The sequence below is a fragment of the Niallia sp. HCP3S3_B10 genome (assembly GCF_052064465.1).
GTDB lineage: Bacteria > Bacillota > Bacilli > Bacillales > Cytobacillaceae > Niallia > Niallia hominis.
The window spans coordinates 83,151-99,088 of the sequence record NZ_JBQHVO010000009.1 but is presented as its reverse complement, the minus strand read 5'-3'; the positions used below and the strand labels follow the sequence as shown (position 1 = coordinate 99,088).

At 31.7% G+C, this 15,938-nt stretch carries 13 protein-coding genes and 3 pseudogenes; 5 read left to right on the top strand and 11 right to left on the bottom strand.

Translation table 11 applies throughout. The annotated features are described in order from the left end of the window. The coding region (locus tag ACTNDN_RS07070; protein ID WP_441130996.1) for a transposase at positions 1-401 on the top strand (401 nt) is incomplete at its 5' end. A 196-nt stretch (positions 402-597) separates the two neighbouring features. On the opposite strand, the gene ACTNDN_RS07065 is transcribed toward ACTNDN_RS07070, so the two are convergent. The 4 genes from ACTNDN_RS07065 to ACTNDN_RS07050 are packed head-to-tail and all read right to left on the bottom strand — an operon-like array spanning position 598 to position 3,094. Then, positions 598-1,425 (bottom strand): hypothetical protein, encoded by an 828-nt coding sequence (locus ACTNDN_RS07065; RefSeq protein ID WP_441130995.1) that lies wholly within the window; start codon positions 1,423-1,425, stop codon positions 598-600. Continuing rightward, on the bottom strand, positions 1,388-2,290 hold the full coding sequence (locus ACTNDN_RS07060) for a hypothetical protein (protein ID WP_441130994.1): 903 nt from the start codon (positions 2,288-2,290) through the stop codon (positions 1,388-1,390). Before ACTNDN_RS07060 ends, ACTNDN_RS07065 begins: the two co-directional genes overlap by 38 nt. Next, the gene (locus ACTNDN_RS07055) at positions 2,290-2,760 is read right to left on the bottom strand and encodes a PrgI family mobile element protein (protein WP_441130993.1); all 471 of its coding nucleotides are present in this window, start codon (positions 2,758-2,760) and stop codon (positions 2,290-2,292) included. Before ACTNDN_RS07055 ends, ACTNDN_RS07060 begins: the two co-directional genes overlap by 1 nt. Continuing rightward, positions 2,711-3,094, bottom strand: a complete 384-nt coding sequence (locus ACTNDN_RS07050) for a pilin (RefSeq protein ID WP_441130992.1) — start codon at positions 3,092-3,094, stop codon at positions 2,711-2,713. Before ACTNDN_RS07050 ends, ACTNDN_RS07055 begins: the two co-directional genes overlap by 50 nt. An 879-nt stretch (positions 3,095-3,973) precedes the next feature. Here ACTNDN_RS07050 and ACTNDN_RS07045 point away from each other — a divergent pair. Beyond that, on the top strand, positions 3,974-6,007 hold the full coding sequence (locus ACTNDN_RS07045) for a glycoside hydrolase domain-containing protein (protein WP_441130991.1): 2,034 nt from the start codon (positions 3,974-3,976) through the stop codon (positions 6,005-6,007). A gap of 97 nt (positions 6,008-6,104) precedes the next feature. On the opposite strand, the gene ACTNDN_RS07040 is transcribed toward ACTNDN_RS07045, so the two are convergent. The 3 genes from ACTNDN_RS07040 to ACTNDN_RS07030 all read right to left on the bottom strand — a co-directional run bounded on the left by ACTNDN_RS07040 (position 6,105) and on the right by ACTNDN_RS07030 (position 9,048). Then, positions 6,105-6,716, bottom strand: coding sequence for a hypothetical protein (locus ACTNDN_RS07040; RefSeq protein ID WP_441130990.1), 612 nt, complete (start codon positions 6,714-6,716; stop codon positions 6,105-6,107). Positions 6,717-8,389: 1,673 nt separating this feature from the next. After that, positions 8,390-8,851 carry a hypothetical protein gene (locus ACTNDN_RS07035; protein ID WP_441130989.1) on the bottom strand — a complete coding sequence of 154 codons (462 nt, stop codon included), beginning with the start codon at positions 8,849-8,851 and terminating at the stop codon, positions 8,390-8,392. Next, entirely contained in the window at positions 8,848-9,048 is a 201-nt protein-coding gene (locus ACTNDN_RS07030; protein WP_441130988.1) for a hypothetical protein, read from the bottom strand. The genes ACTNDN_RS07035 and ACTNDN_RS07030 overlap by 4 nt, the downstream gene beginning before the upstream one ends. Before the next feature lie 575 nt (positions 9,049-9,623). Here ACTNDN_RS07030 and ACTNDN_RS07025 point away from each other — a divergent pair. After that, positions 9,624-9,932 (top strand): annotated as a pseudogene (locus tag ACTNDN_RS07025) (transposase); the annotation flags it as partial. 257 nt (positions 9,933-10,189) lie between these two features. On the opposite strand, the gene ACTNDN_RS07020 reads toward ACTNDN_RS07025, so the two are convergent. Together ACTNDN_RS07020 and ACTNDN_RS07015 are read right to left on the bottom strand one after the other, a co-directional pair. After that, positions 10,190-10,543 (bottom strand): hypothetical protein, encoded by a 354-nt coding sequence (locus ACTNDN_RS07020; RefSeq protein ID WP_441130987.1) that lies wholly within the window; start codon positions 10,541-10,543, stop codon positions 10,190-10,192. A gap of 260 nt (positions 10,544-10,803) precedes the next feature. Next, positions 10,804-11,397 carry a sigma-70 family RNA polymerase sigma factor gene (locus ACTNDN_RS07015; RefSeq protein ID WP_441130986.1) on the bottom strand — a complete coding sequence of 198 codons (594 nt, stop codon included), beginning with the start codon at positions 11,395-11,397 and terminating at the stop codon, positions 10,804-10,806. A gap of 1,061 nt (positions 11,398-12,458) precedes the next feature. On the opposite strand from ACTNDN_RS07015, the gene ACTNDN_RS07010 reads away from it, so the two are divergent. Then, on the top strand, positions 12,459-12,911 hold the full coding sequence (locus ACTNDN_RS07010) for a phage holin family protein (protein ID WP_441130985.1): 453 nt from the start codon (positions 12,459-12,461) through the stop codon (positions 12,909-12,911). Between the two features lie 810 nt (positions 12,912-13,721). Here ACTNDN_RS07010 and ACTNDN_RS07005 read toward each other — a convergent pair. Beyond that, a complete protein-coding gene (locus ACTNDN_RS07005) occupies positions 13,722-14,111 on the bottom strand; it encodes a group II intron maturase-specific domain-containing protein (RefSeq protein WP_441130998.1) in 390 nt (129 codons plus the stop codon). After that, positions 14,109-14,804, bottom strand: a pseudogene (locus tag ACTNDN_RS07000) (reverse transcriptase domain-containing protein); the annotation flags it as partial. The gene ACTNDN_RS07005 and the pseudogene ACTNDN_RS07000, both read right to left, overlap by 3 nt. 936 nt (positions 14,805-15,740) lie before the next feature. Between ACTNDN_RS07000 and ACTNDN_RS06995 the strand changes: the two are divergent. Continuing rightward, positions 15,741-15,920, top strand: a pseudogene (locus ACTNDN_RS06995) (transposase); the annotation flags it as partial. Positions 15,921-15,938: the final 18 nt, after the last annotated feature.

Genomic DNA, 15,938 nt, shown 5'->3' with positions numbered 1-15,938 from the left:
TACTTTTTGCCCATTCCTTTTTTGTTACAAATTTTGAAATAGCTTCTCCAAAAGACATCGTACGAGCTTATCAAAAAAGAGGAACGATGGAGAACTATATCAAGGAATCAAAGAATGGCTTTTATTTGGATCACATGAATAGTCATTCTTTTCAAGTCAACACGGTAAAAATGATGCTAAGCCTGCTTGCTTATAATTTAACGAATTGGTTACGAACCATTTGCTTTCCACAAGGTCAAAAGATGATGCAAATTGATACCATACGTACAAGGCTTATTAAAGTTGCCAGTAAACTAGTGAAATCAGGTAGATCTTATTACTTTAAATTGTCATCAAGTTTTGTCTATCAGAAATTCTTTTGGAACGTATTGGGTCAAATACAAAAACTCCAGATTGAGTAGCTTAACTTGGTTTTACCAACTGAAAAAATTTTAAATTTCAGTTAAGGGGAGAAGTCTGCCTAAAAATAGGACATTTCCAATGGGAAATAAATTAATTAGATTTTAAAGGTTAGAAAATGTTCAATCTTATAAAAAGATAGAAAACTCTCACCTGCATTTTAGAAAAACGTGCATCTTTTAAAGTGCTATGAATATTTCAGGTATAGTTATCTGGGCGGAAATCTTCATTTCCAAAACTGTTAATAAACTCAAGTTGGTCGGTAATTTTATTAATCCCTATAGGAACTCCACCCATATACTTTCCGCTACCAGATATAAAAGGAGCAAAAGTAGATAAAGAGCGTCTATCTATATTTCTAAGAGCATCGTGAATTTGGTTCTTTCCAAATGGTAAAATACTTTTAAAGCCTTTTCGGATTCTTCCCCAGGTACTAGTTAGTCCAAAGAAACTACTACTTAATTCATCTTCTAAAGACTCACTAAAGTAGTTTAATTGCTTCTCGTTTTCTGCATATAACATCGCTAATGTTGCAACGTTAAACATATCATTTTCACCAAATTGTATTTCGGTCATTAATAAGTCTGTATCTCTTATTTTTGCCGTTAAATCGTTAACTTGATCAATATTCCCCCTTTTTGTTTGAAAAGAGAGGTTAGATTCCAACATTGTAATTTGCTTCTGAAGAGTTCGGATTGCGTCAGATTTACCAACTTTATGAATATCAAGAAAAACATCTACTTCCCCACTAGACTTCAATGAATTTATCCAGTTAGTTTGCATTTTCCTTGGATATCCATCTCTAGGAATATACATAGGTCTAAAGTATGTTTTCGTCCCTAGAGAAGTCTTAATAACACCATAGTCTTCCGATTCAATTTTTAGTCCTTCCGGAGAAATGATTTCCCACATTGTAGGTTTCGTATCAAGTTGAAAATCAATATCTTCCAATTCATTGCTCTTTATATTATTTTTTCTTCTTCCTTTTTTAGCTTGCTTTATTTTCTCTTTCTCTTTCTTCTTCATTATTTTCATACTCTTGAATTGTCTCCTTTACTAATTCAATATGAGAGTCTGTTTGATCTGCTGTTGCATATAACGCATTTTTTTCCTGATTAACCAGATCTTTAAAACGGTTTTTCACAGCTTTTCGACGATTAAATGTATAGTAAAGTAACTCATAAATTCCTTCTGTTGGTAAAAGGGAAATTTGAATTTCAGCTTTTCTTAATTGGTTTCTTGCAGAATTGACCCTTCTCATTAATTCAGCAAAAGCTTTGTCAACAATTTTCTCTTCTAACTCTTCCTCAGAATCCGCGGTAATAGAATTTAAATTAATTTTATGAGTGAAGATTAGATAAATTTTAGTTTCGAATCTTGGAGTGGATTTTTGCCATTCCACGATATCCGCTATCATTGCTTGTCCAAAAGATAGAGCTGCTTCATTTAAATCTTTTGATTCTTCCATTACTTTATTCATCGCTTCAATAGGTTCAGAAACATCAACAAAACGATTTTGAAGGTAAACACCTACCGGATAATTAAGTGTTGCTGTCCAACTCTCAAATGTAACATCAATAGCCTCTTGTTCAAATTGGCTCTTAAGAAAGTAGTTAACTGGATCTACTTCCGCGATTATTGAAAAGGAGTAATCATTATAGTGAATAAGGTGATTAGAAATGTCTTTTACTTCCGAAAATAGCTCCTCGAAAATTTCTGGATTTTCTTCTGCATTAAGAGGATTATTCTTCCCTTTTCCATTTTCTTTCTTGTTAAGCTTTATTGGTGTTGCTTTCTTTTCTCTACCAGGAATAATCGGTTCCTTTAACATGATTTTCATAAAGACATATGCCCCCACCGCAAACAGCAGCATAATTAAGAGAGTACTCATTAACGATTCACCATCCATTTCTTTGGATATGTGCCCTTTCGCCAAATCCCATTTTGTTTTTTCATATTCATCTTTATTAAAAAGTATTGATCAAAATTTAAATGGAGGTTTTTCTTTTTAAAAAATCCAAATACTATCACAAAAATAGCTGTTGGAAATACACTGAAAACACATGCTATCAATGCGACGATAACACCTGCAGCCGAGAAAATTTTGTAAACCATAGGGATATAGGCATAAACTACTGCTCCAGCTGATAACAGATAAATCAGCTGTCTACTTGAAATAAAACCCAAAATAGTTTTTTGCTCAGAAGCCATGTCTATTGGAACTTCAGCTCGTCGGCTCATTGCATACCTTCCTTTCTTAGAAATGAACCCCTCTATAAATAAAAATTCAAGAGGGGTTTTCATCATATTTTTAAATACCAAATCCAGCAAAGTAACCGGCAATTGTTTTAGCTTGAACAATTACAAAAACTCCAACACCCGCCATTGCAAGACCAACAAACCCCTGTGTTCTTGATTGTGGATTTCCTTGAGAACCAGAAAGTTTCATTCCTGCGAATACAATACAAGCAAGTGCCCATATTGCTCCAATACCAGTGATAAGATATACGACGTTGTTTAATTGAGTGTAAATTTTACTGTTTTCCACATTTCCTTGGCTTGTGATACCAGCCTTTTTCCATGCTGCTAATGCAGAATCTGGAATAATTAAGTACAGATAAGTAAGTAAAAGTGCTCCTAGATAAAAAGGAATATCCATCAGCCCGTTTACTCTTTTGAATGCCTCTGTCTTCATTCTTTAAATCCCTCCTTTTAAATCAAGGAAAAAAACAATAAAAAAAATCCCCGAAAAGACTATGGAAGATTGTACAATGTACAATGCCATAGAATTCTCGGGGACTTCCCGTTGTTTTTTCACTTGTAACCTTATCATAATAAAAAGTTTAACTATGGTCAAGACATTTTTAACCATAAGTAATGGTGTGCTTGGAAATAAAAGATTAAGTAATAGCCATAAAGTAGTTTGTAACAGTATGAAAAATCATACTGTTAGCTTTCATTTTTTTGGTTTATTTTCATTTACTCCTTTTGGCAACCTTCTATTTTGAAGGCTGCCGAAGAATGGATTAGAAGTAAACCTATTCCTGATAAATTTAGTAGAATTTTAAAGGGAGTTTTAATAAGCTTATTTATCGAGCTAATGTATTTATTTTACATAATATAAGAGAACTTCTTTAGAATATTAATTAATATTTAGTATATAAAGAAATCCATTGATAAAAAAAGGGTTGATTTACAATTTTAATAATCGAGTTATAGCCATAATAATCTTTATGTTTTAGCTAAAGTCAGTGCTATATATGGACTTGTATCAGTAACAAATTATTCAACATTGTGCATCTTTTCTCTGCGAAATATAAAAGTCGATTGTATGCTATTCCCTAATTAAACAACCATCTTTATAAGAAAAAAAATATTGAAACTCTAATTTACATTTTAATTTCTTGAGATATAAAAGTGATGTAGAAGCGAGGTAACGAAATAATTACCTTATTTTTATTAAGACTTTCTTTCTACATGGTACAAAAAATTATAAAGGAGGTTTGTGAGAGGTATAGTTGTTTGAAGTAATATTTAATTATAATAAATTTATAAAAGAAAGAAGGCAAAATTGATGTCAGATGCTATGGTATTAGCAACACAAAATTGGTTGAACGAAAACTATTCAAATGTTAATGGATTCGATCCAGTACCTACTAATGGAAAAACTGGATGGTCTACTGTTTATGGCTTAACTAAAGCTTTGCAACATGAATTAGGAATTACAACTTTAGTAGATAGTTTTGGTCCTTCTACAGCACAAAAATACAAAGAATTTGGTGAGCTATCACCGGGTTTTATTGGTCAATCAAGAAAGGAAATCGCAATCATAACTATTTTACAAGGTGCTATGTACTGTAAAGGTTATGATCCAGGAGCTTTTCGAGACGGAGTCTTTTCCAATTATATGGGACAAAGTGTGGCTAAATTACAAAATGATGCGGGACTTTCAGTTCAAGATGGCAAAGTTTACGACTATATATTTAAAGCTTTTCTTACAATGGATGCGTATAAATTAACTTTAAATGGGGATCCGGGTACTAGAACTATTCAGCAGGAATTAAATAGAAAATATTATAAAACATCAGGAGTCCAACCTTGTGATGGTCACTATCAAAGGGGAACGAATAGAGCATTAATTTATGGGATTCAGACTGAAATAGGGATCGCTCCTTCCAGTCAAACGGGTGCGATAGGTCCTGCTACCAAAGCTGGATTACCAACTTTGAAAGTGGGACAAACAAGTCCTTTCGTAAAACTATTCCAATTTGCACTTCACTTTAACGGATTTAAGAATACTAGTTTTACAGATTATTTTAATAGTGCCTTACAAAGTAAAACAGAAGAATTTCAACGTTTCTCCATGTTAACTATAAATGGACAAGCGGATAAACAAACATGGTTATCATCTTTAGTAAGTACAGGTGATGCTGATCGAAGAGGGACAGCATGCGATTGTGTTACTATGATTACTCCTAAAAAAGCCCAAGCTCTTAAATTGGCAGGATATGAAACAGTAGGGAGATATCTTACAAATGCTTCTGCTTCTGGGTTAAATAAAAAAATACAACCGGGAGAATTAAAAAATATATTTGAGGCAGGCCTCACTGTTTTTCCTATATATCAAACTCTAGGGAGTTCGTTATCTTATTTTAATTATGAACAAGGAAAAAAAGATGCAGGAGCCGCTTATTCAGCAGCAAAAGAATATGGATTCAAAAAAGGAACGACTATATATTTCTCAGTTGATTTTGATGCATTAGGAGAAGATATTGTTGGATCTATCATTCCACATTTCCAAGCAATTAAAGAAGTGTTTGATTCGCAGGGAATCTATAATGTAGGAGTATATGGAGCAAGAAATGTTTGTATTCAGGTTTCAGAAGCAGGGTATGCCAAATATAGTTTTGTTAGTGGCATGTCCGCTGGATTTAGTGGAAACTTAGGATTTCCCCTTCCATCCAATTGGGCATTCGACCAAATATCAACTATTAGTGTCGGTTCAGGTGAAGGGTATATTCAGATTGATAATAATATTAAATCTGGAAGAGATCATGGACAAAATTCAGTAGATATTATTGTAACAGCAAATCAGCTAGAACAAATTGGTTGGTATAGTGAATATCTAACACCTTCTATGTTAAAAAGTTTGAATGATACCTTACAAACATATGATATTACATCTAAATTAAGAGTTTGTCATTTTATTAGCCAAGCATCTGTCGAGTCTTTATATGGATATTATACAGAAGAGGAAGATCCTGGGGTTCGCTATGAAGGGAGAGAAGATTTGGGGAATATTTATCCTGGTGATGGGCCAAAATATAAGGGTGCGGGCTATATACAAATGACTGGACGCTATAACTATACAAAACTAGCCGAGGAAGTAAATGACCCTAAAGTTCTAAGTGAAGGATCTTCTTATGTTGCTGAAAATTATCCATGGATTGCATCTGGATTTTGGTGGGAGTTAAATAACATGAATGATTTATGTGATACAAATCCAACAGTTCGAACAGTTTCAATAAGGGTTAATGGTACCATTACAGAAGAGACTCATTTACCAGAACGCGAAAGCGCTTATGCAATAGCTATTCAAGTGTTTTAAGAATTTTTAAATTAAGTAAGAAGCTTTCCATTTTATGAGAAGCTTCTTACTTTCACTTAACGATTAATATTCTAAAAAAGAAAAAAATGCCTATTTATTAATTGAAAAAATCTGGATTAGCGGTAACATCCACTAACTCCCCGCTATGTAGATTTACTGCGTATCTTCCATTTGTAGAAGTGTGACCTGATACTAAAGTTGAATATCTTACGATGATATAGCTATTTATCTCACCATCATAACCAACAAAGTTATTTTCGTCCTCAATTAATGCACCTTTATCACGCAAATAGTCTTTAACTAAAGAAATGGCTTTTTCTTGATCTTTTTTATCCGTGTTTGTTTTAATTCGAGTATTCTGTTTTTCGTTTTGACCTTTTGGATTATCTATATTATTCTGAGAGTCATTTTTATCAATATCGGATTTTTCATTAAAAGTATCTTTATCCGCTCCATTTTGAGTGCCCTTTTTATTGGCATCATCTTTATCCTCAGAGCTATTATTCTCATCTGGTGTATTTTCTGATGAAGGATTTTTATAATCGTCCGATTTTGTAGCAGGTTTGGATTCTGATGTTGAGCTATTCTTTAAATTTTCTGTTGGTGATTTCTTGTTTATATCATCTGCACATCCAGCGAGTAATAAGAGTAGTAATAACAGGGGGACGTATCTATAAAAAATCTTTGATATTTTCTTAATTTGAATCATTCCTTTCTATTAAACACACACCTGTTGACTTTTTCTATTTCTAGTTAACTAATATTTACGTGGTTTTACCATTATTATGTAAATAGTGGAAATTACACAATAATATTATTATAAACCATCCTAATCAACTTGTAAAATAATGAATTTTAGAATCTATTGTATTTATTGTAAGAAATATACATTAAAATATTGGGAAATATTAATACAGACAAAAAATCTTCGACATATTCGACTAGTGGTTATAAAGGGAAATGAAGATATTCAAGAAAAATACACCTACAGAAATGTGCAAAAAAAGGAAAGGGGTTTTAGATAATATCCAAAAAGAACTTACTACCTTGCTAAACAAGATGGAGGGAAATAGAAAAGAAGTCTTAGAAAGACTAGATAACATGCATAGAGAACTTAATTCCGTACCAGATTAAGAAGTATTCAGAAACAGGTACAACTGATTCATACAGAAACTAGAGCGATTGTTTATTTGAAAAACGATTCTAGTCCCATTATGAGATGAAAAACAGATTAAAAGGTTCACTTTCTATAATCTCATTCATATGGTCAAAGTGGATTTGCAAATCTTTTTATCGGATGAAGTAAGGAGAGTGAGCTTTCTTCTAAACTGATTTTGATATAAAGAGCATCCGAATATAAACCTTCAAACTTGTTCTCTTTATATTGGCTTTTTACAATGGTATTCCTTTCTTCTGTTAGCTTCAGTAAGGAAGTTTTCTAATTGGTTTTTTCTAAGCGAGTTAGACATCGACTTTTCCCCCTTTTTAATATAATTGGTGTTATAAGTAACTGGATTACTTAATAGCTTCATTGAAGATATCTACTTTTAATTTATAACCAATAGATGTTCGAGTAATGACTACTTTCTTTACAATTATGTACTTGCAGAATAAACAACATTTAGGACAAAATAATAGAAAATACTTACTATGTGGAAAGAATTTTTACTTACAAAGCTTGTAGTGGAATGAAAAAGAAGTGTATACAAAGAATGAGAATGCTAACCATTTTCTATAATAAAAAATGTCTAGATTATATCGGTTTGAATATTCAGTTATCTACATTGAGGTGTACCATACACTTTTATGAGAGGGTTTTGAACCGTATGATATATGGAAATGAAAAATTGAGTTTGCAAATTTAAAAGCTTTTGATAGAGGTGTCAAGACAAAAGATATACCCACCCTTTTTCCTGTTTCCTTAGATCCGGTAAAACGTTTAAGCCGATACAATTCAATAAAAAAAATCTTATGGATATCTACCACTTATCTAACAATTAAAGTTCACATGCTTGGATTAAAAGCTCTATATTTGTACCCTCTGTGTAAAAATAATGATTGGGAGGGCCTTATAGGAGTATTAACTTGTGTTGACCCAAAAACAACACGGAAGAAACTCCCGCTATTAAAAAGCATTAGAAGAAAAAAGAGAATGGTTTTTATCTTTTAATTTGGAAATTAGTACAAGACTGGCACAACTGGAGAATGGCTATTAATGTTTTTCTGTAACAAAAAGCCGAACCTTATCATCTTTAAATAAAGTAAATGCTTGTTTAAATAGAAACAGACAACCAATAAAAAATAATTTAAGTTGGTTGTCTAATTAAAATAAAATAATTATTATATAGAGCTTTCTAAGAGATTTCTATTTTCCCTACTATATTAGTCGTCATAATCAATTCCAAAAATACATTTATTGTATAAAAAATGGATAATGTGATTATAATCGTTTGTCTCGTAAAATTTAGAAAGTCTTTCATTAAATTCTCCTAAATTTTTCTCTTCAATCGTTACAATACCTTTACCATGTTCTAATAAAATCTTATTAGCGGAAATGATACTTGTACATTTATTACCATCCCAGAATAATTGACTTCTCATAGCCCACAACATATAAGTCAATGCTCTTTCTGTCACACTAGAAATGTTTAAGATTCTTTCCATTTCAGTTATAACTTCATTTTCAACTGGAATAGTTGGTCGGTATTCTCCCCCTGAAATTCCAACATTTCCTTTTCTTAAAACTCCCCATTCTAAACTTTCGTTATAGGCAACAAATTCATTTATTTTCTTTGCATAATCTAAATTAAAAGGTTTGTCTATATTATTTATGGTATATCTCAAGCATTCCTTAGATTTAAAATTTTTTGTACGTCATCAATATCTAAGTTGCTAACGGATACTCCATCTAGAATGGTTTTGGTTTGTGGAAACGTTACATTAAGTCCCTCTATTTTTGCAGTGTAATAGATATTTGCTATCAAATATTTCTTTGCTAAAAATAAATTTTCGCGCTTTGATGAATTAACTTTATCATTCATTATTAATCACCGCTCGCATGAGATTACTTGCTCTTATCTTATCATATAATCACTCTTATTAAGTATATCTACTCCGTATAAAACAATGAACTCATGTCTAAATTTGTTTATTTATACGGATTTTGCATCTTAATATAGTTAGGAAAGTAAAAAGTAGTTAACTCAATATGCGCTAATGCAACATCAAACGTAGCTCTCCAAACTCCTTTATTTAGGGAATAACTCAGGTTTATTTTGGTAGTATTCCGGGGAATTATGGCAAATCCCATTAATGTTTTTTTCATAATTAACCGGATTCTAACCTTTCTATAACAACTATTTTTTTATTGTTTTTTCATAATTAACCAAAAAAATTAAATTTTTTATGCTCTTTAAACTATAAGTTAATTGCTAATAAATACATTAAATATAGGGTATTCTTTTAACCACAAATGTTCCTTTTTTAATTATAATAAGGAAGTTTTTCTAAGGTATAGTGATTGGTAATAGTTCGACCATAATTATTACTATAATCTACTAGTGATTTAAGAGTCCTTATTAAAGATTCTACATTAAAGTTATAATAGTTACATTCAAAAGAGTGTAAAGACTGCCCGTTAGCGAATGCTGGTCTTTGTCAGAGAGTATAGTAAAAATCACAACCAATCTTAGAAGATACACCGCACCAGCTCGTGGGTCAAAAACTTGGAAAACCATCTTTAAATGACGTACTGCGGTAGAGTAGAAATGCCTATCTTAAAGGTTATTTCCAGCTTAATAATGTTCGTTATCGTGCTGGAAAAAGAGCGAATGTCCATTTTGATCTCGTGACGCTTGTTTACAATGCTTCCAAGTTAGGCGGAGATAGAATTAACCGTCATTTAAGTAAGCAACAAGCAACTTGAAAATTTTACAGGAGATAAAATTCTATAAGTCTGTGTTTCTTTAAAAGCTGGAATTATGAAATTAACTCAGTTAGTTCATATAAAAAATAGTTATTGTCAAACAATCAAAAATATTGTAAAATACAGTAAGGACTTTAGATCTATTCATTTTATTAAGAATGATAGGTTTTTAGTCTTTTAGTTACAATTAAAGAACAATATTGTTTCATTTAAAATAAATTATTAATATAGTTAGTAATAAAAGAAGTTTTATTACTTTAAATTTCATTAATAAATGGTTCTAAATATTCAACTTTACCACAATGCGTGCAAAAATTTAATGAATTGCTAACACAGTTACAAAATTCACATTTTGCTTTCCCTATTCGCTGATCATCAATTATTTGCTCCACATATTCCTCAGGTATTCGTATTCCCTTCTTGGTAACCCCAAAAATTTCTTTTGTATTAAATTCAGATTTAAAAAGTTGTTCTGTATCTACTTCAAGTGTTTTTCCAGCTATTTTTTCTATTATCACTTCCCAGTAATCATCTCCGATAAAGTGCCCGTGATAATCTGTATTTTGTCTAATATATAATTCTAGAGCGTCCTTTCGAATAATTATTTTCATAATCCCCCTCCCTTCAAAGTATTGCTATTATAATTATAATAAAGGCTATACCAAAAAGATATAAAAACAAAAAATCTTATTACATATTGAAGACTACGAGAGCCTAATTGATTTTTAAAAGGAGGAAAAAGTATAAAAAGATTGTTTCAATTAATAGAGAAGAGGGTTTATTTAATAATGGGATTAACAGTATAAAAAATTACTGACATTTATTGAAATGATAATTTCGCAACTATGTACTATAAGAATTTTATACTACATTATGAAATCCCTAAGTACTCATTAGCAATAATTTTTTGCAACTTTTTTTTAAACTTTATTACTCTTTGATTTGCCGCTTGACGTGTTATACCATGCTTTTTTGCATAACTATTAACAGTGAACGTTTGTTTGTCTAGAAGAATGGAGAGAAGTTCTTTTTCATGATCTGATGTATTCTGTATAATAAGGTAGGACAGTTCGTTAGTTTCTAAATTATTCATAGATGCATCATTATCAGCAAGTATATCTTCCAGCTTAAAATCTTCTTTATTTATAGAAGTATTCATTGACACAATAATCCCTTGATTTTTTAATGAGTATTTATGGTATGTTGCATTTCGAACACCTTTTTGAAGTTTATAAAATAAATATGTAGAAAAACAAGTCCCATTTTCAGAAGAATATTGTTCATAAGCTCTCCACAATTCAATTTCTAAAATTTGTTGAAAATCATCCTCTTCTATAGCGTTAAAGATAAATCTTTGATTTGCTATTTTCATAGTTTTTACGAGCATTGGTAAAAATCTATTTCTTACTTCCTCAAATGTCATAGTAATCGCTGGTTTTTTAGAAAATAAGATTGTTTTTTTCATTTTTTACCCTCCAAAGCAATTTTGATTATTATATCTTATCTATTGAAAACGTAAACCAAAAAAAGAACGTACGTTCTGTTAGAAGCCAAAAAAAAACAAAAAATGTAAATCTTTTTTTAATCATAATCGGAGATTTAGAAGCATCCTACGCTTTTGTACCAATAACTTACAATATAACATATATCTCCTAAAAAGAACATTTGTTCTTTATTTTCTATTTTTTCAAATAAACCAATTTCATCCCAAACTAAAAACTCTTCCTCATCCTTTATCCAAGAATAATAGACTTTATATAGGTCTCCCACGTACTCCATCTGATAAAATACTATTCAGAAAAGGGCTTCTGAGAATTTTAGGCTTCTATCATACTGTCATCATTTAAGTCTTCAAAGGATATAACAAGTATCTTAGGAAATTTAGACGATTGTTTTTAGATCATTATCTTAAGATAATCGAATTATACAAAAGTAGGTCTAATTATAAGAATATAATGGCAATTATTCTATTTGAAAATCAATCAATTATTTCTTGAAAATCTAGCCTTATCCGTCTATTACTTACTTTTTTGATTTGCTGATGTTTAAATATTAGAAAAAATATAAAAAATTGATTCCTTTTATGCATTTTTAGTCAAAGACACCCTACAAACTATTTAATATATTTAAGATAAAAAATTACATAAACAAGTCAAAATAAATTATCTGATTCATGATTATTGTTACAATACTCTAAAAGCTTCCTCCTTTCTATTAAAAAATTTAGCTTCAAAATTAATCTCCGAAGTACCAGGAGTAATTTGTAGAAGAAATATTAACTATTAGGATTTAAAAACAAACTAAAAAATGGGTAATTATTAAGAAAAAAGATATGATTCTCATTAAAATTTTTAAATCAGAAACTGGAAGTTTACTTCATCTACATACATATTGAATATTTAGCAATCGCTTATACACAAAAATTTTAATAATTCATGAATTTCCATATATATAGTTTTATGCATTTTACATTTATAAATCCTTAGATATAAAGGAATAAGAGTCTTTGGATAAGGAGGTGAAGTTATGAATTATTTACAAGAATTTGGAACTTGGATTGTAGCAGGAGTAGGTTCCACCTATGCATTTGTAACTGGTCATACTGATCAAGCATTTCAAATTTTATTAGCTATGATGGCTCTTGATATTTCAAGTGGAATTATGAAGGGAATTCAAAGGAAAAAACTAAAATCTTCAATTATGGGTTTAGGGATCATAAAAAAAGGTGCAATTTTATTATCAATATTTTTTGCTTATCTTTTAGATATTCTTGTTAATGCTGAACCTGTATTTGTAACAATGATGACTTGGTTAGCTATTGGTAATGAAGGACTATCTATTATAGAAAATTTAACAGCAATAGGAATTAAAATTCCTACTATCATAAAAGACACATTACAAGAATTTATTAAGCATGCACAATCACATCAAGCTGATAAAGACAAAATAAAGACCGAAAAAAAAGATAGTAAATTATAAGAAAATAAATGAACTTAAATCAAGCTTACTGACTGTAAATAATACAGTCTGAGGGACCGCCTAATTGGGCAGTCTCTTTCTTGGTGTAACAAATTTTCCAAAACCTTGAATAGCTCTTTCATAATATATTTCGCATTGTGGCAAATGAGTTGTTTCTCTAATTGCACCATTAACCCTTATTGTTACTACTCTCACAGTTGGATTATTATCACATAGGAATGTTATAGTTATAGCCATAAATTAATTATAACCACTCTTTCTAAGAATAGTTTTTTGGGCTAATCTATTTACTGACAACTCCCTTTTTATTCTAATCTTCATAAGAATTATATTTATATTAATCAGTAATTAGTTATAAAAGTATAATAACGTATGGATTGCCAGGACAAAGAATTTGATTGATACACAACAGAAAAACTATTAATATGGTCAATTTCTCCTATAAATGCTCGAATACTTAGAAGCTTTGATAGTATTAATATAATATTAATACTTAGTTAAGGACTATCTTATTAAAGCAAACGTAGATTCTTACCTAAATATTTACATAGGAACAGTGTTATTAAATTCCTAATTTTTAATGTAGTATTTTATCTCTCTAGATACTTAATTCTTCCCTTGATATTTTCTTCTTTTAGATTCTTAATCATCTTTAAATAAAGTAAATGCTTGTTTAAATAGAAAATCGAGTAGGAGGGAGTCATTAACTCCCGACCTCTCAGTCAAGTAGCCAATGGGAGTTTCACCCAAGGGCTCTCACAGAACCGTACGTGAACCTCTCGATTCAACGGCTTTTATATCATTCAGTCATTAAGGAATCATTCCAAGAGCCCAATGTGAAAACATTTTGGGCTCTTTTCTTGCGAGTTCTTTGAGCCATGCTTCAGCACGCTTCCGATGACCTCTAAACCTCTTGTATTTGCTCATTGCCCACTTTACTAATCTTCGATTTACGCAATCAATGGAATATTTCACTGCTGATGGATTATATCTTGTGAAATAATTCAACCAGCCTCTAACGGTTGGATTAATAACCTCAGCTATAATTTCAATTTTACTTCCAGTGAATCTATGAATCCTCATCGCTTTTATTTTGTCTCGAAAACCTTTAGTAGACTTCTTACTTACTGATGGTAGAAAATTGAATTGAAGTCTTCCTAAGCTGTCTTTAATGAAAATTCTTCGGAAAGTGTATCCCAAGAAGTCAAACTCCGTAATAGGGTATTCCTTCGTCCTATCCTTATCTTTACAATAGATGATCTTGGTTTTCTTTGGATGTAGTTCAAGCTTACACTCTTTCATTCTCTGATTCAGCTTGCCTAATATTGCATAGGCTTCAGATTCCGTTTTACAGTGAATTATGACATCATCAGAATATCGTTCAAATGGTGAATCAGGATTTGTTCGTGCCATCCAAGTATCAAACGCATAGTGCATAAATAAGTTCGCAAGAACAGGACTAATCACGCCACCTTGCGATGTTCCGCTATTTCGGTATATCTTGTAACTTTCCGAGTTGATAAATGGTGTTTTGAGTCATCTTTCAATATACATCATAATCCACGGCTCTCTTGTGTGCTTTTTAACAGCTCTCATTAGTAGTTCGTGGTCAATATTGTCGAACAATCCTTTAATATCGAATTCAATGACATAATCATATTTCCAACACATTATCCTTGCTTGTCCAATTGCATCCAGTGCAGATTTATTTGATCTATAACCATAGGAGTTTTCATGAAATATAGACTCTACTTCAGGTTCAAAATACATCTTGACTACCATCTGTGCTACTCTGTCTCCAACAGTAGGAATTCCTAGTCCCCATATTCCACCGGTTTTCTTAGGTATTTCAACAAGCTTTACCGGAGGTGGAAAATAGCTTCCAGAACTCATTCTGTTCCATATTATGTCCTGTCCATCAATTCCCGAGCTTCCTCTGTTCGCTTTAACTCTTTTGAAAGCGGACATCACAATATGTTTAGAAATCTTATATGACTTACTCTCCTTCATCAAATCCTCCTGTTTTCTCCACAGTTGTTCTAAGTATTCGAGTTGAATGATGGTGCCCCTTCGCTCCGTTACCATTACAGTAACTTCGTTACTACTACGAGCACCTCCGCCCCTACATTTCGCATTGCTATTTCTACCTCACCTTTCTGTGGCTTGGTCTTTTCGCTTATCATCGATTTGTAGAGGTTTCCTTTGAGGTCATCCTCAAATTCTTTAATGCAGGTTCCTGTGTTTCACACCAAAGCCTGACATGCACTCATGCCGCCTTAATACCGTTTGCCAAGTAGTCAGCTTTCCAGGTTATCTTCTCCTCTTGTCCCTATCTAGCGGTGAACGATAGGTTTTGGCAAAGTTTTACGTTATCGATACTTCTTCAGCGGTTCACTTTCGTTCATCTTTGTATATCCTACATAATTGTTTTACTACAACCTTTTCCCTAGACGCTTACTACCGTAACTCTTTATTACAGCAGCTTAGGTTTGTTTGATGGATTTACCTGAATCAATCTCCATCGAGGGGCCTTCCCTCATCTCTGATGTGCCTTTCACAGCACACCACCACCATACGTACTTTACTTTAATTAAGATGAACACTGCAAAGTTTCGTAACGAACTTGCAGACTCTTCAGCTCTTGGCTAACCTCTACTTCTGTCTTCGGGGTTCGGGACTTGCACCCTATAGGTTTTGTGCATGCCGGGCGCACTAGAAAAAGACACCCAATTAAAAATAATTTAAATTGGGTGTCTTATTAAAATAAAATAATTACTATTTAGAGCTTTTTAAGAGATCTCTATTTTTACTACTATATTAGTTGTCACTCTATCCAAAGCCGGAAAAACACTTTATAAATTCAGAAAAGGAAACTTCGCAGATTTAATAGAACTGCATGGGCTTCGCTACTGCTGGTTACGCGGTATACAAAAGGTAGCTGAACAAGTATTAATGAAAGCCGCCTGCCAAAATGTAAAGACTCTCGTGCATCTATCCATGAATGGATAGATGCACGAGAGTCTTCTT